Below are 21,097 nucleotides of genomic sequence, written 5' to 3' on the forward strand. Positions count from 1 at the left end.
CTCAGCCGCTCGCCTTCCGCGTCAGGTCGTAGAAGGTGGCCGAACCGGCCGTGATCTGCTTGAAGTTGGCTTCCACCCACTCCGTGATCTGCGCGGACGTACCGCTGTCGGAGCCGCCCATGCCGCCGCCGGAGCCGCTGGAGATGAAGTAGTGGATCCTGCCGTCCGCCACGTACTCCTTGAACTGGGCCAGTGTCGGGGACGGGTCGGTGCCGTTGAAGCCGCCGATCGCCATCACGGGTTCGCCGGTGGTGAGCTGGTAGCTCGCGGCGTTCTGGGCGCCGATGGCCGCGGCGGCCCAGGTGTAGTCCCCGGCGTTCTCGGTCAGGAGTTCCTGGGCCTCGTCGTCGACCGTGGCGCCGTTGAGCAGACCGCCCACGCCGCCGCCACCGGGCATACCGCCGTCGCCATTCTGCTGGTTCTGCTGACCGGGCATGCCGCCGGTTCCCCCGGTGGGGGGTTGGCCCATGCCGCCGCCCTGCTGGTTCTGCTGCCCCGGCATGCCCCCGCCGCCCGGGAAGCCACCGGCCCCGCCGCCAGGGCCGCCGCCCCGGCTTCCCTGCACCGACGGACCCGCGGTCACGATCGAACCGGTGTGCCCCTCGCGCACCGTGGTGAGGGTGTACGCCGTGGGCCCGGCCAGCGCCGCCACCAGCCCGAGTCCGGCCACCGCCAGGGCCGCCCGGCGGCCCAGCCTGCTCAGGAAGATCAGCCCGAGCGCGGCCACCAGGCCGCCCACCAGCACCAGCCACTTCAGCCAGGGCAGATAGTCGGCGGACCGGTTGAGCAGGACGTACCCCCAGGCCGCGGTGGCCGCCATGGCCGCCGCCAGGGTCCCCGACGCCCACACCCGGTCCCGCTTCTCCCACAGCAGCGCCGAGCCCATGCCGACCAGGGGAGCGAGGTAGGGCGCGAGCGCCACCGTGTAGTACTCGTGGAAGATGCCCTGCATATAGCTGAAGACCACCATGGTGATCAGCAGCGCGCCGCCCCAGACGAGGAACGAACCCCGGGTCACCGAGGTGCGCTCGGCCTTGCGCGTGGCCACCAGGCCCGCGATCAGCAGGATCAGCGCGGCCGGGATCAGCCAGGAGATCTGGCCGCCGATACCGGCGCCGAACAGCCGGTCCCAGCCGGTCTCGCCCCACTGCCCGGTGCCGCCCCCGCCGCCACCGCCGCCGACGCTGCCGGTCTCCTCGCCGTTCAGCCGGCCGAGACCGTTGTAGCCGAAGGTCAGCTCCAGGAAGGAGTTGTTCTGGGAGCCGCCGATGTAGGGGCGGGAGGACGCCGGCCACAGCTCGACGACCGCCACCCACCAGCCGCCCGAGACGACGATCGCGGCCAGGCCCGCCGCCAGCTGTCCGATCCGCTTCCGCACCGTCACCGGGGCGCAGACGCCGTGGACGAGGGCGAGTGCGGGCAGGATCAGGAAGGCCTGGAGGGTCTTGGCGAGGAACGCGAAGCCGATCGCGGCCCCGGCCCACAGCAGCCACTTCGTACGGCCGTCCTCCAGGCCGCGGACGACGAAGTAGCAGGCCAGCGCCATCAGCAGGGCCAGCATCGCGTCCGGGTTGTTGAACCGGAACATCAGCGCCGCGACCGGGGTGAGCGCGAGCACCGCGCCCGCGATCAGACCGGCGGCCGGGCGGAACCGGCGGCGGACGGCCGCGTACACCACGGCGACCGTGCCGACGCCCATCAGCACCTCGGGGACGAGGATCGCCCATGAGCTCAGGCCGAAGATCCGTACCGACAGGGCCATCGGCCACAGCGCGGCCGGCGGCTTGTCGACGGTGATCGCGTTGGCCGCGTCCAGCGAGCCGAAGAAGAACGCCTTCCAGGACTGGCTGCCGGCCTGGACGGCCGCGGAGTAGAAGGAGTTGGCGTAGCCGGAGGCGCTGAGGTTGCAGAGGTGGAGGACCGCGGTGGCGAGCAGCAGGCCGAGGAAGGCCGGGCGCGCCCAGCGCGGATCCTCGGGCCGGCCGCGCCACAGTCCGCGCAGGAACGGCCGCTCGGGCGCGGGGGCCGCGGGAGCCGGCGCCTCCTGCACGGCCGTACGGTAAGTGCTGGTCATCGGGGCTCCCCCGGGTCGTGGTCGGAGGGGCGCACGGGCTGCAGCCGCATGGTGGCGTCCCTCCAGCTGGGGTCCGCGGCGGCACCGGCGCGGACGGAAGGCAGCGGGCGCTGCGGGAGCGGCGGCTGCGGCAGGGCATAGGTCGGGATGTGCTGGGCGGCCACCAGGCCGCCCTCCGCGTCCTCGCGCGCGGTCGGCGGCTCCTCGCGGCGGTCCGGGAAGACCCACACCCGGAAGAGCAGGAACCGCAGCACGGTCGCCGCGAGGTTGGCGGCGATCAGGACCGCCAGTTCGGTGGAGTGCGCGGGGTCCCCGGTCGCCGCGTTCAGGGCGGCCAGCGAGCCGCTGGTCAGGGTGAGGCCGATGACGAAGACCACCAGGCCCTGCGCCTGGTGCCGCACCGCCCCGCCGGGGCCGCGCACCCCGAAGGTGAGGCGCCGGTTTGCGGCCGTGTTGGCGATCGCCGAGACCAGCAGGGCCAGTGCGTTGGCCACCTGTGCGCCGGTGAACTGACGGAAGCCGCTGTAGAGCAGCAGATAGAACAGCGTGGACAGCGCGCCGACCACGCAGAATCCGACGAGCTGGCGGGCCAGCCCCTTCGGTACGTCCTGGATCTCCCGGTCGCGCGGATCGTCGCCGAAGGGACGGGCGAGGCGGTCCAGCGGCAGCGATCCGGTGGCCAGGGCCTTACCGACCCGCCACACGCCCTTCAGGTCGTCGGTGGCCGTCCGGACGAGGTGGACGGTCGAGTCCGGGTCGTCGACCCAGTCGACGGGCACCTCGTGGATACGCAGGCCCGCGCGCTCGGCGAGCACCAGCATCTCGGTGTCGAAGAACCAGCCGGTGTCCTCCACCAGCGGCAGCAGCACCTGGGCGACCTCACGCCGGATCGCCTTGAACCCGCACTGCGCGTCCGAGAAGCGGGCCTGGAGCGAGCCGCGCAGGATGAGGTTGTACGAGCGGCTGATGAACTCCCGCTTCGGGCCGCGCACGACGCGGGAGGAGCGGGTCAGCCGGGAGCCGATCGCCAGGTCCGAGTGGCCCGAGATCAGCGGGGCCACCAGCGGCAGCAGGGCGTTGAGGTCGGTGGACAGATCCACGTCCATGTAGGCGAGGACCGGGGCGTCCGAGGCGGACCACACGGTGCGCAGGGCGCGGCCTCGGCCCTTCTGCTCCAGGCGGACGGCCCGGACCTCCGGGATCTGAGCCGCCAGCCGCCGGGACACCTGGGCGGTGGTGTCCGTCGACGCGTTGTCCGCGATCGTGACGCGGAACGCGTACGGGAAGGTGCGCCGCAGGTGCTCGTGCAGTCTCAGCACACACGGCTGGAGGTCCTTCTCCTCGTTGTAGACGGGGATCACTACGTCCAGGACAGGCGTACCGGCGTCTCCGGCCGGGAGGTGCTCCCGCGCCGGCAGGGTGCCGGGAGAAGAGTCGGTTCGCATGGAACCGACTTTTCTCAACCGCCCTGTCGCGCCCGTGTGGTGGCGCTGTGCTGTGCCTGTGAGTGCGGTTGCCCCCACGTCTGGGTCGGCGGCCGCACGGTGAGCGGGGGCAGGTGGACCGTGAAGACGGTCCGGCCGGGCACGCTGTCGACGGTGACGGCACCGCCGTGCGCGGTGGCGACGGCCTGCACGATGGCCAGGCCGAGTCCCGTCGAGCCGGAGGCGCGGGAGCGCGAGGTGTCGCCGCGCGCGAACCGTTCGAAGACGTGCGGCAGCAGCTCGGGCGGGATGCCCTGGCCGTCGTCCTCGACGTCCACGCACATCCAGGGACCGCGCCGCTGCACGCGCGCGGTGACCGTCGTGCCGGGTGGGGTGTGGGTGCGGGCGTTGGCCAGCAGGTTGACCAGGACCTGTTGCAGCCGGGCCGCGTCGGCGCTGATCAGCGCGGGTTCATCGGGCAGGTCGAGGCGCCAGTTGTGGTCGCGGCCGGCCGCCCGGGCGTCGCTGATGGTGTCGACGACGAGGGGGACGAGGTCGGTCTGCTCGAACTGGAGCGGCCGGCCGGCGTCCAGCCGGGCCAGCAGCAGCAGATCCTCCACCAGCAAGGTCATCCGGCTCGCCTCGGACTCGATACGGCCGAGGGCATGGCGGGTGTCGGGGCCGACGTCCTCTCTGCCGCGCCGGGTCAGCTCGGCGTACCCGCGGATGGAGGCGAGCGGGGTTCTGAGCTCATGGCTGGCGTCCGCGACGAACTGCCGTACCCGGGTCTCGCTCTGCTGGCGGGAGTGCAGGGCGCCGTGGACGTGGTCCAGCATGCGGTTCAGGGCGGCGCCGACCCGGCCGACCTCGGTGTGCGGGTCGCACTCGGACTCCGGGACCCGTTCTTCGAGGTTCACCTCGCCGGTGTGCAGGGGGAGTTCGGAGACGCGGGTGGCGGTGGCGGCGACCTTGCGCAGGGGGCGGGTGGCGACGCCGACGATGACCGTTCCGGCGAGGGAGGCGGCGATCAGGCCCGCGGCGGTGACGCTGATCTCGATGAGGATCAGGGTGTTGAGGGTGTTGTCGGCTTCCTCGGTGGGGACGGCGACGTAGTAGCTGCCGTTGTCGCCGGTCGCGTACTCGACCCGGTAGTCACCGAGGTCGCCGAGGTCCACGGTGTGCTTGCGGCCGTCCCGGGGCACGGAGTCGAGCGCCCGGATCTGGCTCTCGGTGAGGTCCTTGGACTCCAGCCCGCTGAAGTCGGTGCTGTTCTCGTCCTTCACGCTGACCTTGGCGGCGGTGATGGAGCCGTTCGTGACTTCGGCGACGACCGTGCCCTGGGGCTGGGGGCCGTGGGTGACGATCTCGTCGAGGCTGAGGGATTGTGCGGGCTCGACCGCGTTGTCGCCGGCGTTGCCGGTCTCGGGGTTTCCGTCGCCGTGGGGTCCGCCGAAACCGGCGACGCGGCCGGTGACCTCGGTCAGCCGTCCGTCGAGCTGGTCGTACAGGTGGGAGCGCAGCGCCAGCGTGGTCACCGTGCCGATCACCGCGCAGACCACGGCGATCAGCACCACGGAGGCGACGACGAGCCGCGTCCGCAGGGTGCGCGGCTGTCCCGCTCGCGTCTTCTGCGGACGCGTCCGTCGTCGCCCGCTCATGAGGCGGCGGGCTTGATCAGGTATCCGGCGCCGCGCCGGGTGTGGATCATCGGCTCGCGGCCCGCGTCGATCTTCCGTCGCAGGTAGGAGATGTAGAGCTCGACGACGTTGGCCTGGCCGCCGAAGTCGTAGGACCAGACCCGGTCGAGTATCTGCGCCTTGCTGAGCACGCGCCGGGGGTTGCGCATCAGGAAGCGGAGCAGTTCGAACTCGGTGGCGGTGAGGTGGATGGAGTCCCCGCCCCGGCTGACCTCGTGGCTGTCCTCGTCGAGGGTGAGGTCGCCGACGACCAGCACGGATTCGGAGCGGCGGTCGGCGGCGCCGGAGCGGCGGATCAGTCCGCGCAGCCGGGCGACGACCTCTTCGAGGCTGAACGGCTTGGTGACGTAGTCGTCGCCGCCGGCGGTGAGCCCGGCGATCCGGTCCTCCACGGCATCCTTCGCGGTGAGGAAGAGGACGGGCACGTCGGGCGACTCGCGCCGCAGGCGCCCCAGGACCGTGAGGCCGTCCATGTCGGGCAGCATCATGTCGAGGACGACGGCGTCGGGCCGGAACTCGCGCGCGGTCCGGACGGCACCGGTGCCGTCTCCCGCGGTGCGGATCTGCCAGCCTTCGTAGCGCAGCGCCATGGACAGCAGCTCGGTGATCGACAACTCGTCGTCCACCACCAGCACGCGAACGGGGCTCCCGTCCGGCCTCAGCAGTTCGGTGCGCCCCTGGGGCGAGGTCGTGGTCATGCTCGCCACACTGTCGGTCCCCTCTGAGAACGGGCTTTCGTCGACCTGTGATTTTCCTGAGAAATGCACAGGGGGTTCTTGGGGAGGGGGTGAGAGGCCGCCTTCGGGCGAGAGGCCCCCTTCGGGCGAGAGGCCTCCTTCGGAGGTGGCCGGTTCGAAGAGACCGGTCCCTTTCCGATGCTGGGTCAGAACAGGCCCTCCTGGGGCGGGTTGGTGGGCTTTGCTTCTCGGAGTGGGAGCGGTGGGGCATTGTTCGTCGCGGGGATCAGGGGCCAGCCTCGGAGCAGGCGGGTGTCGAGGACGACGACTCCGGCGGGCGTGTCCAGGTGGAGGTCGGGGCCCGCCGCGGCGAGGAGTCGGCCGTGGAGGGCCGCGCCGGCGACCAGTTCGGTGACTTCCCCGACGGCGGGAGGGAGGCCCGTGAGGCCGAATGCGTCCACGTGATCGACGGGGTGGCAGGGCGCGGGGATGAGGGAGTCTGGCCAGGCGGGGAGGGCGAGGGCCTGCGCATGCAGTCGCTCCAGCTCCGCGGCCCGCTCACCCTCGGTGCCGGGGAGGGCGGAGCGTACGGCCCGCTTGTCGCCGTAGGGAATCCGGTCCGGCACTCCCAGCGCGGCCCGCAGCAGTTCCTCGGTCCGCCGGGCGGCCATCAGCGGGCCGGTGCCGAGCCAGCTGAAACAGACGGCACCCTGCTCAAGAAGGCGCGCGGAGCCCCGCTCTTCGGCGGTGATCCCGACCTTGACCATGCCGGTCCCGAACCAGGCCAGATACACCCGGTACGGCCGCGGATCGTCGGCGAGCGTGTCCGCGGCCACGGAGTGCGCACGGTCCAGCCGGGCACACTCCTCGCACCGCGCGCCGGTACTGCGCCCCGGCACGGCGGCCCGCAGGGGACACGCATGCCCCCTGGCACCGATACACGTCCGCACACCCCCGTCCGCTACCCCCGCCACCCCGAAGGCGACGCGCTTCCCCCGGACCAGCGCACTGCGCCGCCCACCGTCCCACTCCAGCACGGGCCCCTGCGCGGACGACCAACGCAGCCCCGAGCACCTCCACGACGCCTGTTCCATCGCCATCGAGACTAGGCGGGAGGACTGACAACGACCCAGGGAGGGCGGTACCGGGCAGGCCGGTTCACTCGGCGGGCGCCAAGAGCGCCGGCTCACTCCTGGCCACCGTCACCACCTCGGGCACCACCTCCCGGCGCCCTCGCCCGGCCAGTCGGCACCCCAGGCACCCGGCATGCCCCTGACGCGCCTGCGAGTCGCGCGCCCGCATCGGCCACTCCTCCCGCGGTCGCCGACCCGACGGCTTCCCCCACCCCGCGAGATGCAGGGCCCAGGTGACCAGCAGGGCCACGGCCACGATCCCGAGGCCGAGGGCCAGCCAGGCGCCGGACACCGTGCAGACGCCGACGCCCAGTACCGCCGCTCCGACGCAGGCTGTGCCGAACCCGGTCCACCCCGCGACCGTATGTCCGTGGTCATACTGATGTGCGCTCACGTACCCGCCCTCCCACCGAGCCAGCAGAACCTCTTACCTCGTAAGCAATTTAGCGCAGAAACCTCTCACTAGATAAGGTAATCAGGAACTGATGTCCGCCACGCCGCGCCCCACCGCCACCCCCGCCCAGGCGCTGGAGGCGATGGACTCCCTCATCGCGGCCCACCTGCTCGGCCAGCAGGAGATGGCCCAGCGGCTGGGCCTGAACATCACCGACCTGCTCTGTTTCGGCTGCGTCCTGAAGGCGGGCGAGAACCTGCTCACCGCGGGCGACCTCGCCGAGCACGCCCATGTCACCACCGGCGCCATGACCGGCATCCTCAACCGACTCGAGCGCGCCGGCTACATCACCCGCGTCCCCGACCCGGCCGACCGGCGCCGGGTCCGGGTGGCCGCGGTACCGGACGCCGTCACGCGCGTGGAGTCGCTGTACGGGCCCTACTACGGCCGCCTCAACGCCCTGTTCGCCGACTACTCACCCGACGAGATCGCCGTACTGACCGACTGGTTCACCCGGACCACGGGACTGGCCCAGCAGTACATCGACGAACTCCGGCAGGGTGACGGCTGAAAGCCGCGCAGGACGTCGGACCTGGAGCGGGCCCAACTGCCTTGGTAGGGCTGGCCACACCCCCAACTGGGGAGCTCACCTCCTCGTCCGGGAACCGGGATCACGGGATCGTTGGACACGGCAGAACAAGTCAGCCGTACGACAGCCGCTCCGGCTCAACGACCCTTTCCCGGAAGGACGTTCCATGACGTCGCCGTCACCGCTCGCGTCCTTCGCCCGGTTCGTGGTGTGCGGGGGCGGCGTCGGCCTGGTCTCCGGGGCCACGGTGCCGCTGCTGGCGCACTCGATGCCCTGGGCGCTGGCCAACGCGCTGATCACCGTGGCCTCCACGCTGCTCTGCACCGAGCTGCACGCCCTGTTCACCTTCGGCACGGGCAGCCGGCCCGGCCTGCGCCGGCACGTGCAGTCGGCGGGGTCGGCGGCGGTGGCGTACGCGGTGACGTCCGCGGCGATCCTGGTCCTGCACCTGGTGGAGTCCTCTCCCACGCTGCTGTGGGAGCAGACGGTCTACCTCACCGCCGCCGCACTCGCCGGGATCGGCCGCTTCCTGGTCCTGCGGCTGTTCGTCTTCGCGAGCACCACGCCCCGTCCGCCGGACCTGCCGTGCGGCCCCGGCGAGCGAGTAGTCCACCTCGACGCCCTCACCGCCCCGTGCCCGGCGCCGATCAGCTTCCAAGCCGTCCCGTAAGGCAACCCGTAACGCAAGAAGCCCCGGATCTCTCCGGGGCTTCTCGTCTGTGTGCACTCGGCAGGATTCGAACCTGCAACCTTCTGATCCGTAGGATCGGGCAGCAGGTGATGAGGAGTGCCGGTGGCCTACTGATCCGATCGCCGAGGGCAGCGATCATGTGCGTCTGTGCGCCGTCGTTGCCGTCAGAGTTGCCGTCAACTCCGAACGGTGGCGTCGCCGCAATGACGGTAGCTGACTCATCCCAGCACAGTGGCGATGGCGAGGGCGATTCGCTCGATCCAGTCGATCGCGTCGGTCACGTCGGCGCCGGAGATGGGGCGGCGACGCTTGAGGTCGCCGTCTAGCAGGTCCGCGTCATGGGCGATCCTGTTGCGGCGGTCAGTGATCGAGTTGTACTTCTGCTTCAGTGTCTGCGCGTTCATGGACGTGCGGCCGTGGTTCCACTCATTGAGCTGGACGGCGGCCTTGGCCCAGATGTCCTCTTCCGTCACCAGCTTCAGCGCCTCGCTGATCTTGCGAGGGTTTTGCAGTGCCGCGTTGCCCCACTTCGCCTTGACATGCTCGGAGACGGCGTCGGCGAGCGTGGTGGTACCGCGCCGGACTTCCTCCACCTTGACCAGGGGCAGCTCAAACTTCGTCAGTTGATAGGGCATTTGAGGGCTGTCCTCCGCGGCCAGCTCGGCCACGCGCCGATACAGCTCCTCGTGGAACCAGTGGTCGATGGCGCTGACGGCCTGTACCCAGGCAGCCCGGTAGAAGTCGCCAATGTCGATGACAGGGGACTGGAATGCAGCCAGGCTCTGACCCGCCACGATCATCTTCCGGGCGTACTCAAGGTTCGTCAGGAACGCCCGGAACTCGCGTGTCTGCGGCTGTGCGGCCGGCATGGAACTCCCCCGTCTCGCTGGTCTGAGAATTCAGGATTCCGGCGGGACGGGGGATGGGCAACCCAGTTGTGGATCAACCACTCTCAGTTGGCTCAATCACGTCGGTGTCGGCCGAGACCTCACCACCAAGGGCTTCCGCGATGGCCGCGAACTCGCTCAGCGCGGCCTGCAAATCCTCGACGATCTCCTGGGCGATCACCTCGGGCGGCAGAAGGCTGTCGGCGTCGTCGAGCGCCGGGTCCTTCATCCAGGTGATGTCGAGATTCACCTTGTCCCGGGCGATGAGCTCGTCGTAGTCGAAGGACTTGAAACGCTCGGACTCCACCCGCTCACTGCGCGGCCTACCTGGCAGGTACGCCTCAACAAACTCGTCCAGGGCCGCACGAGTCAGTGGGTGCTGCTTCAGCGTGAAGTGTTTGGCAGTACGGAAGTCGTAGACCCAGAGCTTCGAGGTGTTATGGGCACCCCCACTGCGGGGCGGCTTCTTCTCGAAGAACAGAACATTGGCCTTGACACCGCCCGCGTAGAAGATGCCCGTGGGCAGGCGCAGGATCGTGTGCAGGTCGAAATCGTCGAGCAAGCGGCGGCGGACCTTCTCGCCCGCACCACCTTCGAAAAGCACGTTGTCCGGCAGGACGACAGCCGCACGACCGTTCATCTCCAGTTGCGACATGATGTGCTGGAGGAAGTTGAGCTGCTTGTTGGTCGTGGTGGCGCGGAAGTCGTCCCGCTCATACGTGATGTCTTCCCTTTCGGCCTTGCCGTCCGTACCGACGATCGTGATCGCGGACTTCTTACCGAAAGGCGGGTTGGCAAGTACGAGTGACGCATGGCGGTCTGGCTTGTCGGCGAGAGCGTCGCCCACGTTGATGAGGGACTTTCCGTCGGCGTCACCGATGCCGTGCAACAGCATGTTCATAGCGGCCAGGCGGGCTGTGCCGGTGACCAGCTCATTGCCCCAAATCTTGCCAGACCCGAGTTCAAGACGCTGTTCCCGTGACAAGTGCTGCATGTGGTGCCTGCGAATGTAGCTGTGCGCCGCGATCAGGAAGCCGCCGGTACCACAGGCAGGATCGGTGATCGTATCATCGGGCCTCGGCTGCATTACGTCGACCATGGCGTCGATGAGCGCGCGGGGCGTGAAGTACTGGCCAGCACCCGTCTTGGTGTCCTCGGCGCCCTTGGCAAGCAGACCCTCATAGGCATCGCCCTTTAGGTCCGTCCCCTGGATCGTCCAGTCCTCCTTGCCGATCAGGTCGACGACCAGCTTTTCGAGGAGGGCGGGCTCGGTGATGCGGTTCTGGGACTTGGCGAAGATCGTGCCGAGGGTGGTGCCGGGGTTCTTGGCGAGCTCTTCGAGGGTCTTGCGGTAATGGACTTCAAGATCGATGCCCTTGAGACGGGCGAGGGACTGCCAGTCGTACGCGGGAGGTACGACGGTCTTGGCCTCCTGCTCCGTGAAGGGGTCGGAGGCGATCTCGTCAGCCATCTTGAGGAAGAGCAGGTACGAGAGCTGCTCAACGTACTCGATGGTCGACAGGCCGTTGTCCCGCAGAACGTTGCAGTAGTTCCAGAGCTTGGCGACCAGCCTGTTGGTCTGCGCATGCGCCAGGGCGGGGGGTGCGGGGGTCACAGCGGAAGCTCCTGCTGAACGGCGTTGGCGGGGGAGGGCGTTGTGGACGCGGGGGGCGGGGGCGGTGCGTCTGAGGTGACCGTCTTGCGGGGTCGGCGAAAGGCCCGCTTTGGCTTGTCGCCCTGGGCCTCGCGCTCGGCGCGGATGCGGTCGAGAAGGACGGAGGCGGGCTCGTCGGCGGGGTCCTGGGGGACGAGGCGGCCCGTGAATGCCCGCTGCAACACTGCGCTCCGCAGGCGGCCTGATCGTCTCAGCGTGATGTCGCTGGCAGCGGCAAGACGCATGGCTCCTGTCGCGGCGGCATCTACTGCCTCAAGCGTCTCGCGCTGTACATCCAAAGGTGGGATCGGCACAGGAAGCTGGCCGAGGGTCTCTGCGCTGAGGTTGTACTGGCCGGCTGACGAGGCCGCATACTTTTCGATTGCTCGACGCCAAATCGGGCTTTGCGTTACCAACTGAACCCAGCGCGGTTCTACAACACCTGGCGTGAGTCGGAATCTGATTAGGTATGACGCAAAAGCGTAGGGCAACGATTTCTCTACAACTCCCACTCTGCCAATTAGGCTCGGACTCCCATTGGTGCGCACGAACAAAAGATCTCCAGGATCAAGGGAGAACCTAGTCAGGTCGAGATTGGGATCAACTGCGTTCTTAATGTCGGACAGATCAATCGATCCGCCCTGCACATTCGGAATGCGCAGAACTGGGTAGCCTGTAGCGTGGTAGTCACACTTCGTGGACGTGCCGTACCCGGATGCGTGGGACAATGTTCCCAAGCTGACGGTCGTCCAATTATCCGGAAGGATATATCCGGGCATGTTGACGCAGCGTACAGGTTTCCAGCGTCGAGTGGCCAGCGAGCTGCTGGCTTCTTGAATGAAAGCCTCGTCTATAACTTCATCAGGGTGCACGGGGCGACTAAAGCCGCCAGACACTGCACGGCCATACAGGCCTGAAATAAAGCGCTGAGCCTTCGCTTGGGCCAAGGTCATGCTGGCGACGCCTGCGTCGAGGTGGGAGAGGTGGGCTTCGAGCGCTTCGACGATGCGGTGCTGCTCCGCCAGCGGCGGCAGTAGGACGGGCACTTCGCGAAGACGCTGCTGCGGCAGGTGTTTGATGGTGCTGCCTGTCGCGAGCTCGGCGAGTCCCCCAGTCCTAGCCAGGTACTCCAAATAGTGTCGCAGGTATCGGACTGTTAGGGCGGCACTGGGGCGAATGCGATGAAGGGCCTTCTGGAAGGCCATGTATCCCGAGCCGCCATGCCAGATGGCGCAACGACCGATCTCCCCTCCTTCGCAGACAAGCAAGTCGTCGGGCTGGAGGGCGAAGAAATCCTGTTCCTGTGGCGGGATTTCCATTGTAAGCACGTCATCGATCTCGATTCGACCCCACTGAACATTGATGTTCCGCAGGTATGGAACCAGGTGTTGCCCGGTCGATTTCGCCTTGTCGAGCATCTTCCCCAGGGTCGTATCAGCCAATTCTCCCAGCAGAGCAATGGCCCACCCCGCCGGAAGCTCCACGTCACTCAACCCGCTCAAGCCAACTCTCGATTCAGCTCACTCAACAACGACCGAACATCCCGCCCCGGAAACGCGTGCGCAAACCCCCGCCCTCCGCCTTTCCCCTTAAAAGGCTCGGCATTGAACTCCGCCGGGCTGATCCCGACGTCGCTCGCCACCACGTCCCTTACGGACCGCAGCCACCACAGCTGCTCCTCCGAGAACTCCGCCCCCGCCTGCCGTTGCTTGAGCAGCCACCCCTCGAAGCGCTCCTCCACCGTCTCACGGTAAGGCCGCAGTTCCTCGTCCACCCCAAGCTCGTACCGTATGAGCGAGATCAGATCAGGGACGCCCGCCTCCCGGCTGCCGTCGGAGTGGACCGCCGCGCCCAGGTCCTCGTAGTAAGTCCACAGGGCCTGCGGCGTCCACGCATATTGCGGGCGGCGGATCTCCAGTGCCAGTTCCTTCAGCGCGGCGTACGCATCCGCAGGGGAAACGGACCGGGGGCTTGTCAAGGCGATGCTGACCGCCGCGATGCGGTCGCGCTCGTCCTTCAGTAGCTGGCTCCAGCGGCCGACCTGCTCCCGGGCCCGCTCCTCGCGCGGGATCTCGTCGAGGTCCGTCACCTCGACGGCCGTGAACTCGTCGAAGAGGTAGTCCTTGTCCCGCCGGATCTCGATGATGTGCCGCCGAAGATCGGGATACTCCGTCAACGGAGCGATCGCGTCCTCCACTAGCCGCCTAGCCTCCGTCTGGCCGCCCTGCTCCAGCGCCCGCTCTTGCCGGTCCGGGTCAACCGCCTTCACGATGGCGCCCGCGATCTCCGACAAGGTGCGGCCGCCCGAGGCACGCGTCAGCTGGTCGCGCTCTTCCTCCGTCAACTGCTGGTTGAGCCGCGCCAGCCGCCCCGCCAGGATCTCGGCCTCACTCACGCTGATCGACTTCGTACCGGCCTTGTCCAGCAGCTTCGCCAGCGAGACCTGCCGCTCGCCCGCGGGTACCAGCGGCTTGGCGTCGACCAGTGGGGAGTCCGTTACGCCGACCGCATCAACGAGTACGAACCGGTCCTTGCGGACCGAGGTGTCCGCGTCCGGAGTGACTTCCTGGAGCTCGGTCGCGTCGATGGTGCGGGCGCCGCGGCCCTTCATCTGCTCGAAGAGGACGGCGCTGCGCACCTCGCGCAGGAAGATCACACATTCAAGAGCCTTCACGTCCGTACCGGTCGCGATCATGTCGACGGTGACGGCGACCCGCATCCTGGGCGAGGTCCGCAGCGCGCGAATCAGCTCATCCGGGTCCTCGCCCGCCTGGCGGCTCTTGTAGGTAATCTTCTTCGCGAAGTCGTCGCCGCGCCCAAAGACCTCCTTGACCTGGGCGAGGACATCTTCCGCATGGTCCTCGCCGACCGCGAAGATCAGGGTCTTCGGAAGCTCGGTCCGGCCGGGGAACCAGCGCCGCCAGTTGTCCCGGTACGCGGTAAGCACCGCCCGGATCTCGTCCACCGTGACCACCGAGCGGCCGATCTGCCCGGTCGTGTAGGTGAAGTCGTCGTCCAGCTCCTGGTAGCGCTGTCGTCGCGTCTTGCGGTCCTTGACCCGCACCGTCGTGCCCGACTCGATGGTCGCGGCGCCCTTCTCGCGCAGGTCGGTCCGCATCCGTACGACGTCGAAGTCGACATTCACGCCGTCCGCGACGGCCTGCGGATAGGTGTACTCAGAGACCAGGTTGCGGCCGAAAAAGCCGAGGGTCTGGAGTGTGGGGGTGGCGGTCAGACCGACCAGGTGCGCGTCGAAGTACTCCAGCACGCCCCGCCACAGGCCGTAGATCGAGCGGTGACACTCGTCCACGATGATCAGATCGAAGGACTCGATCGGTACCTTCGGGTTGTAGGAGACCTCGATAGGCAGGTCCGTCGCGTACGTGTCCTCGTACGCCGTGCTGTCCGATGCCTCGTCCGCCTGCTCGTCTTCGACGAGGGTCTCCCCGCGCAGCAGCGAGTACATCTTCTGGATCGTGCAGATAACCACCGACGAGGCGTCTTGGAGACCTGCCGCCCCGAGCCTGTCGACGTTGTAGATGTCAGACAACTTGCGGCCGTCGTCCGGCGTCGTGAACTTGCGGAACTCGTCGTACGCCTGCCTGCCCAGGTTGTTGCGGTCAACTAGGAACAGGACCCGGCGTGCCTTGGCGTGCTTGAGCAGCCGGTAGGTCTGCGCAACGGCGGTGAAGGTCTTGCCCGCGCCCGTCGCCATCTGGATCAGTGCCCGCGACCGGTCCTCGCCCAGGGACTTTTCCAGGCCGCTGATGGCGTCGATCTGGGCGAGACGAAGCCCGTTCGGCTCCAGCACGGGCAGTCGGCGCAGAGCAGCCCGAAACGTCGGGGCGGCCGGCGTCTCGTCGGCGCGACGCATCCAGGCGGCCACCGTCTCGGGGCGATGGAAGGAGAACACCTCGCGGGAGCGGGCGTCGGGGTCGAGGCGGTTGATGAAATAGGTCTCGGTGCCGGTCGTGGCATAGCGGAACCCGAACGGCTCCGTCTCCCGCCAGACGGCGAGCCGGTGCTCCTTGAGAACACCGGCCGCGTACCGGTCGTTCTGCTCCACGGCGCTGGAGAGGTGGTCGCCCTCCCGCTTGGCCTCGATCACGCCGACGATCCTGCCGTCGACATATAGGACGTAGTCCGCGCGGCCGGTGGCCAGCGTGAACTCACGTACAGCCACGCCCTGGTTCTCTCCCGGGTTGACCTGGTCGCGGTCCTGGACGACCCATCCCGCCGCGTGCAGCATCTGGTCGATGGCCTCGCGGGCCTGCACCTCGTTGAGTGCGGCGGGCCGCTGGGCACGGTGGATGATCGCTTCGCGTCGCTTGGCGTCGACCGTGCGCGGCTGCCTACGAGCGGCCTCGTACTTCACCTGCTGGGCGGCGCGCAGCTCTTCGATTTGGGCGCCCAACTGCTCCACGCGGGCGAGCAGTTCAACCTTATTGGCGTCGGCGCTGGAGATCAGGTTCTCGGCCTCGGCCCGCGCCCTGCGCTCGGCTTCCAGCGCGTCGCCGGCTTCGGCGAGCCGCATGCGGGCCTGCGTGAGCGCCTGTCGATGGCCGTCAAGGGCCTCGCGCAGCTCGGCCAGCTCGGCCGGGTCCGTGATTTGAGCACTGTCACCAGGATCCGTGGGCGGCACGAACTCAGCGACGGTCCGCCGACCGTCGATGGCATCGTGGAACCAGAGGCCGAGCCGGTAGCAGATCCGTACGGCGGCCAGGGCCCGCGCCGTGTCGAAGAGGTGACTGTGAGCAGCCTTGTTCCGGTCGCGGCGCAGCCGGTCGAAGTCGTCACGGATCTCCGGAACGAGGACTCCGGCCCTGGTCAGAGCGGTCAGCCGGTCGATTTGCCGGTCGCCCTCGATCCGCATCCCGATACGGGCGACCAGTTCCTCGGCGAGGACCTCGCCGAACTGGCCCGCCTGGACCAGGGAGGAATTGGGGTTCGTGAACACGGTCGCTTCGGCGGAAGCCCCGTACAGGGAGAGCAGCGGCTGGTGCTGATACAACATCCCGAAGTTGGGTGAGCCCTTCGCAAAGTCGCGAAGCCGGTCGTCCATGCTGCCCAATCCCCCGCCATCGCGCCCTACTAATTAGTGGATCCCAGCTTATGCAGTGACGCGTGTGGGGGTGGGGATACTGCCTATTCAGCCGCTCCCTCGTGCGGAGACGGGGAGCGTTCAGTCGGAGCGGGCCAAAACAGCCGTAGCCTCCGACAAGTGAACCGACCATACCGATCGGTCACCCATTTCGTCACTCTGACGCAAATGTTGCCGATCCTGCGCAACAGGCCGGGTTGGTCTGAGATCCTGGAGACCGATCGAGAGGGGCCGCAGGTATGGAGTGGAAGACCCACGGTGAGCGTCAGGTCTACACCAACCCTTGGGTGAATCTGTGTCTGGTCGACGTCCAACAGCCTGACGGACGTCGGTGGGAGTACCACGTCGTCCGCCTTCGGCACTTGGCCGTTGCCGCCGTAGTCAATGACCGCCAGGAGGTTCTGATGATGTGGCGGCACCGCTTCATCACGGACTCATGGGCCTGGGAACTGCCGATGGGCCTGGTTGAGGACGGCGAGACCCCGGAAGAGGCGGCGGCCCGCGAAGTCCTGGAAGAGACCGGCTGGAGCCCTGGCCCCATCAAACCCCTGATCTACGCCGAGCCGGCCAACGGGATCACCGACTCGCAGCACCACGTCTTCCGCATCGACGGCGCCACGTACGCCGGTCCGCCCACGGAGAAGAACGAGTCCGACCGCATCGAGTGGATCCCTCTATCAGAGGTGCGCGGGATGATAGACCGCCGCGAGGTCGTGAGTAGTGGATCTCTCGTCGGCCTGCTCTACCTGCTCATGGATGAAGCGATCCGCTGACCGGTGGGAGGAGTTCCCGTAGCCGTGCCTCGAAGGCAAGGGCTACGGGCTCCTGCCTGTGTGGGGCCAACTGGTCGTAGAACTCCCTGAGATGCCCTGACACGCGCTCCGAGGCCACCGCCGACGCTGGCTCAAGGGCTTGCGTGGCAGTGTGGCACGCCTGGTCAAGCTTGCCCTGGTCAAGCTGCGTACGAGCCAGCCAGAACGAGTGAAACGCGCGGCCTCGCTGGTTCGTGTGGTGCTCACGCCGCAGGGCATCGGCGATCAAGGGTTCGGCAGTCGCCGCTTCGCCCAGTCGGCCATGGGCGATACCCGTGTCCACAATGAGCTTCGGCTCATCGAAGTAGGTCACCCACGAGGGGTCCGGATCGCTCGCCCCGATCTGCTCGAATTGGCTGTGTGCTTCTCCGATCGCCCGGTGCGTGTCATCACGGTTGCCGAGGGTGGCATGGGCGAATGCTTCCCGCATGGCCAGCATCGACATAACGCGCGGCGTGCTGCCGAGTGCTGACCGAGCCTGGTCCTGGGCGGCGGTCACGAGTGCCAATGAGTCCGCGGGCTTGTCCTGGTAGGTCGCCTGCAAGCTCATACAGGCGAGGACGTTGGCCATGAACTGCCGGTCGTCGATCTCCTTCGCCAGTTGCAGGGCCTCGGTGAAGTACGCGCGGGCCTGGTTGTACTGGCGGGCGTCGAAGTAGGTCCAACCTGTCAGGCGTGCCAGCTCGGCCGCGATGCCGTACAGGCCGTTTTGAATCGACGGCGGTCGGCTCTCCTTCAAGAGTCCGACGACATAGCGGAGCTGGCCGACGATGGCGGGCCGCAGTGCTTCGCCACCGTGCTGGTCGTCTCGTCGCCAGTAGTCCTCGATGGAGGAGCGGAAGGCTTCAAGCGTCGCCGCGTTCAGGCTCGTTCGAGTGGCCAGTGCCAAGATGCTGTCCACATCGGGACCTGGCAGGGACGCGGGGGCACGCTGCTCGGCTTCCGGTATTTGGGGCGCCTCACGCTCATCAACCACCAGGGCCTGGGGCGTCTCCCATGCTCGGCGGGCCAACCCGAGCATGTCCCCTGGGATGCGCAAACCATCTGAGATTCGCTCGATGACATCCATGTGTAGCAAGTGCCTGCGGCCTGCGATGACTTCGCCCACCCGGCTGGGCGTCAGGTCACAACGCCGGGCGATCATCGACGGGTAGATCCCCGCCCTGACCTTCACCAGCCGGAAGACTCTGGCGAAGTCCCGGACCCGACACGCATCGATCATCTCGGGATCGGTGAGCAGCCTGGCCGGCAGTTCCTGCGGCCGGTCCGGGTCGGGCATCGGCAAGCTCCCACACTGCGAGGGCTACGCAACGTCGCTGGTTCTCTACTTCCCGCGATATTACCCAAGTTGGGTATTCAGCCTGACCTTTTAGCGGTGGCCCTCTAATCGCGATGCTCTCTTGCATGGCGAGCAACCAGCAGACCAGACCAGGCATCGGTGAACTGGCGAAGGACACCGCCAAGGGACGTATCGGCATCGTCATGGGTGAACTCGGCGGCCGAGTGCAGATACGGCCCATCGGCGGCGGCCGGGAGTGGGATGCCATGCCCGACAAGGTGGTGCAGCCGGGTGCTCGGGAGGAATTGAGCGCCCGCCTGGCCATCATGAACGGCAACAGCAAGGACGGCCTGTGATGCGCGTCATCGGCCGATACGCGGGAGTCCTCTTCATCATCATGATCAGCGGGTCATGCGGCCTGGCGATCGGCATGGCTCTCGCTGTCGGCCAGTAGACCGGCCGCCCCGGGCGGGTGTTCATTCCCCGGTTCCCCCACGCCCGTTCGGGGCGGCCCCCCAACCCTGCAAGTGCCACGCTCCACTACCCAAAAGGGAGTACTCGCATGACGGCAACGGCGAACGACCAGAGGACCGGCCGCGCGGTGGCGGGCGAGGAACTGTTCCAGAGCCTCGCCCACTTCGTGGTCGTCAACAACGGGCAATCACCCGAGCGTGCCGAGCGGATCGCGGACCAGGCGGTCGCCTTCATGGTCACCGCCGCCACCGCGATCGTCCCCATGGTCCCGTCGGACGACGTGGACCTGGGCCTTCACGCGCTCATCCTGCACACGAAGGAGTACGCCGAGTTGTGCGAGCGGTACGCGGGCCGCTTCCTGCACCACAACCCGAAGCCCGGTGGTGGTGCCCGTGACCCAAAGCAGGTCGCCGCTTCGGCACGCGCCATGAAGACTGCCGGGTTCATGGTCTTCGACGACCTGTGGACCGTGGACGGCACGAACCTGGCCCAGTGCGACTCCGACTGCGGCCGCCCGTACGGCCAGGCGTAGCACAAGACAGCAGCGGCGCGGCCGGCCTCGACTCGCGGTCGGCCGCATTCGCCCGGAAGGAGAACAGACGTTGTCCGGCTCACCCTCTGAACTGCCGATCGTGGTGCTCGACGCCCTCATGCCCACGTCTCAGCGCCTGGTCCTGAACCGCCGGGGCTCCATGGTCTGGGAGGTGCAGAGCCATCGAGGTCACTACGCCGTCAAAGTGGGCTATCCGATCGAGGCTACGGCCGACTGGCCCGCCCAGCCCTGGACCGCCCTCGCGCCCGCACGCGAGGGTGCCGTACTGCATCGCCTCGGCTTCGACGACTTCGCGTACGGAGAGTGGGAGGGCGGAACGTGGAACTTCCAGCCGTGGCATGAAGGGCCGGACTTGTACCGAGTGTGGGAGCCCTGCCGTAGCAAAGGCTCGTTCGTCGCACCGCACACCAGCGTGGCGCTGGGTTGTGTCGAGGCCCTGGCCGAAGTGCACGCCAAGGGCTGGTCCCACGGCGACGTACAGCCCGCCCACTTCATCATCGGGCCGGAGCGAACGCATCTGATCGACCTGGCACTAGCCCGGGGCGGACACGTCCCCGAGAGGTACGACTTCCCTTTCCGCGGCTGCCTCGTCCACTACGAAGCACCAGAGATCGCGCGCAGCGTGCTCGCCACGGGTGAAGCCGAGCCCACGCCGGAAGCCGACATCTACGCCCTCGGCGCCTCCCTGCTCATCTCGGCCACCGGTTGGCGTGCCGTCGAGTACCCGGACGACGCTCCGCGTCCCGTCCAGAGAGAGGCCGTGGCCAACGGCAGACGCCGCCCCGTTAAGGCGCCCGGTGAGCTGGGCGAGTTGATCGAGGCCATGCTCAGCCATGCTCCCGAAGACCGGCCGACCATCTACGAGGTGGGTAAGGCCCTGAGCTGCCTCTAGAGCTTGGTTCGCCGGGCGGCGCTCGCATAGCCAGACAAACAACAAGAGACCGGACCACCCCTCAGCCTGGACAGCATTCCGGGTGGTCCGGTCACGGAATCCCTGATCAGGACCCCGGTGCCGATGGTAGCCGGGGCAGTTGGCGTGCTCGGATGCGGGTGCGGGCCCTCGGCTTCATGTTGTCCAACGAGGAAGGGCCTTGACCTGAGCCACCGAAAGTCAGCCATGACGGCGGGCGAGCCGAACGAGCACCCGCCACGTGTGTTTCCAGCAACCACTCGCCGGCCTCAACCACGCTTCTTCCAAACGTCACGGCTTGGCCCTCGATCTTGCATGAGCGTTGCCGACATGCCCTGCGACTCCACCGGCCGCGCGGATGTGAGCTGGGGGCGGTCTGGTGGCGCGGTCGAGCTTGACGCGTCACGGCCTGGTCCTGGTGCTCGGAGTGGGCGGGGTTGCTTCCTGGTCTGGTTGTCCGCCCTGGCGGTTGTGCGCGCTGAGCGGCCGGGGGCCGCCGGAGCGGTGGCGGAGACAAGGAGCGGCGGCGGCCACGGGCCGCCAGCGCGCGCGGCCCGCCGTAGGCGGGCCGCCTTGATCCAGTAAAGAAACTCTGAACAGCTCAGCAGGGCAGGGCGATGGTAGGTCAGCGAAACAGCCGCTCAACGCCGCGGGGACGCTCAGCGGCTGGGAGGAAGCGCGGAAGCGCGGAACGCATCGACGGCACGGGTGGCAAGCGGGAGACATGGCCGAGCACATAACGGACGAC

The 21,097-nt window shown here is 68.0% G+C and carries 17 protein-coding genes; 6 read left to right on the top strand and 11 right to left on the bottom strand.

Annotated elements, in window-relative coordinates; translation table 11 throughout:
* Nucleotide 1: 1 nt before the first annotated feature.
* The 6 genes from ACWD11_RS26175 to ACWD11_RS26200 form a co-directional block, all read right to left on the bottom strand.
* Complete coding sequence (locus ACWD11_RS26175; RefSeq protein ID WP_451285856.1) at nt 2–2,074, bottom strand: ArnT family glycosyltransferase; 2,073 nt, start codon at nt 2,072–2,074, stop codon at nt 2–4.
* Nucleotides 2,071–3,519, bottom strand: a complete 1,449-nt coding sequence (locus tag ACWD11_RS26180; protein WP_389416521.1) for a glycosyltransferase — start codon at nt 3,517–3,519, stop codon at nt 2,071–2,073. Before ACWD11_RS26180 ends, ACWD11_RS26175 begins: the two co-directional genes overlap by 4 nt.
* Nucleotides 3,520–3,533: 14 nt before the next feature.
* Nucleotides 3,534–5,156 (bottom strand): sensor histidine kinase, encoded by a 1,623-nt coding sequence (locus ACWD11_RS26185; RefSeq protein WP_451285858.1) that lies wholly within the window; start codon nt 5,154–5,156, stop codon nt 3,534–3,536.
* Nucleotides 5,153–5,893, bottom strand: a complete 741-nt coding sequence (locus tag ACWD11_RS26190) for a response regulator transcription factor (protein WP_389416523.1) — start codon at nt 5,891–5,893, stop codon at nt 5,153–5,155. Before ACWD11_RS26190 ends, ACWD11_RS26185 begins: the two co-directional genes overlap by 4 nt.
* A 185-nt stretch (nt 5,894–6,078) precedes the next feature.
* Nucleotides 6,079–6,966: a DUF2797 domain-containing protein gene (locus ACWD11_RS26195; RefSeq protein WP_451285861.1), complete on the bottom strand. Its 888-nt coding sequence runs from the start codon at nt 6,964–6,966 to the stop codon at nt 6,079–6,081.
* Between the two features lie 64 nt (nt 6,967–7,030).
* Complete coding sequence (locus tag ACWD11_RS26200) at nt 7,031–7,399, bottom strand: HGxxPAAW family protein (RefSeq protein ID WP_451285863.1); 369 nt, start codon at nt 7,397–7,399, stop codon at nt 7,031–7,033.
* Between the two features lie 91 nt (nt 7,400–7,490).
* On the opposite strand from ACWD11_RS26200, the gene ACWD11_RS26205 reads away from it, so the two are divergent.
* Entirely contained in the window at nt 7,491–7,970 is a 480-nt protein-coding gene (locus ACWD11_RS26205; RefSeq protein ID WP_389416526.1) for a MarR family winged helix-turn-helix transcriptional regulator, read from the top strand.
* A 184-nt stretch (nt 7,971–8,154) separates the two neighbouring features.
* Nucleotides 8,155–8,658 (top strand): GtrA domain-containing protein, encoded by a 504-nt coding sequence (locus ACWD11_RS26210; protein ID WP_389416527.1) that lies wholly within the window; start codon nt 8,155–8,157, stop codon nt 8,656–8,658.
* Between the two features lie 239 nt (nt 8,659–8,897).
* Here the strand turns inward: ACWD11_RS26210 and ACWD11_RS26215 are convergent, their stop codons facing one another.
* From ACWD11_RS26215 to ACWD11_RS26230, 4 genes are all read right to left on the bottom strand, one after another.
* Nucleotides 8,898–9,548: a hypothetical protein gene (locus ACWD11_RS26215; protein ID WP_451285865.1), complete on the bottom strand. Its 651-nt coding sequence runs from the start codon at nt 9,546–9,548 to the stop codon at nt 8,898–8,900.
* 73 nt (nt 9,549–9,621) lie between these two features.
* Nucleotides 9,622–11,181 carry a type I restriction-modification system subunit M gene (locus ACWD11_RS26220; RefSeq protein ID WP_451285867.1) on the bottom strand — a complete coding sequence of 520 codons (1,560 nt, stop codon included), beginning with the start codon at nt 11,179–11,181 and terminating at the stop codon, nt 9,622–9,624.
* Nucleotides 11,178–12,704, bottom strand: a complete 1,527-nt coding sequence (locus tag ACWD11_RS26225; protein ID WP_451285869.1) for a restriction endonuclease subunit S — start codon at nt 12,702–12,704, stop codon at nt 11,178–11,180. Before ACWD11_RS26225 ends, ACWD11_RS26220 begins: the two co-directional genes overlap by 4 nt.
* A 14-nt stretch (nt 12,705–12,718) precedes the next feature.
* The gene (locus ACWD11_RS26230) at nt 12,719–16,282 is read right to left on the bottom strand and encodes a type I restriction endonuclease subunit R (RefSeq protein ID WP_451285871.1); all 3,564 of its coding nucleotides are present in this window, start codon (nt 16,280–16,282) and stop codon (nt 12,719–12,721) included.
* 278 nt (nt 16,283–16,560) lie between these two features.
* Between ACWD11_RS26230 and ACWD11_RS26235 the strand changes: the two genes are divergently transcribed.
* Complete coding sequence (locus tag ACWD11_RS26235; RefSeq protein ID WP_451122757.1) at nt 16,561–17,094, top strand: NUDIX hydrolase; 534 nt, start codon at nt 16,561–16,563, stop codon at nt 17,092–17,094.
* On the opposite strand, the gene ACWD11_RS26240 is transcribed toward ACWD11_RS26235, so the two are convergent.
* The gene (locus ACWD11_RS26240) at nt 17,072–18,412 is read right to left on the bottom strand and encodes a hypothetical protein (protein ID WP_451285873.1); all 1,341 of its coding nucleotides are present in this window, start codon (nt 18,410–18,412) and stop codon (nt 17,072–17,074) included. The two genes, ACWD11_RS26235 and ACWD11_RS26240, sit on opposite strands and share 23 nt — an antisense overlap.
* A 113-nt stretch (nt 18,413–18,525) precedes the next feature.
* Here ACWD11_RS26240 and ACWD11_RS26245 point away from each other — a divergent pair, with 113 nt between their 5' ends.
* The 3 genes from ACWD11_RS26245 (at nt 18,526) to ACWD11_RS26255 (ending at nt 20,331) form a co-directional block, all read left to right on the top strand.
* The gene (locus ACWD11_RS26245; protein WP_451285875.1) at nt 18,526–18,768 is read left to right on the top strand and encodes a hypothetical protein; all 243 of its coding nucleotides are present in this window, start codon (nt 18,526–18,528) and stop codon (nt 18,766–18,768) included.
* Between the two features lie 206 nt (nt 18,769–18,974).
* Nucleotides 18,975–19,418 (top strand): glycine-rich domain-containing protein, encoded by a 444-nt coding sequence (locus ACWD11_RS26250; protein WP_451285877.1) that lies wholly within the window; start codon nt 18,975–18,977, stop codon nt 19,416–19,418.
* Nucleotides 19,419–19,488: 70 nt separating this feature from the next.
* The gene (locus ACWD11_RS26255; protein ID WP_451285879.1) at nt 19,489–20,331 is read left to right on the top strand and encodes a protein kinase; all 843 of its coding nucleotides are present in this window, start codon (nt 19,489–19,491) and stop codon (nt 20,329–20,331) included.
* Nucleotides 20,332–21,097 lie beyond the last annotated feature (766 nt).

The sequence above is a fragment of the Streptomyces sp. NPDC002776 genome (assembly GCF_053592195.1).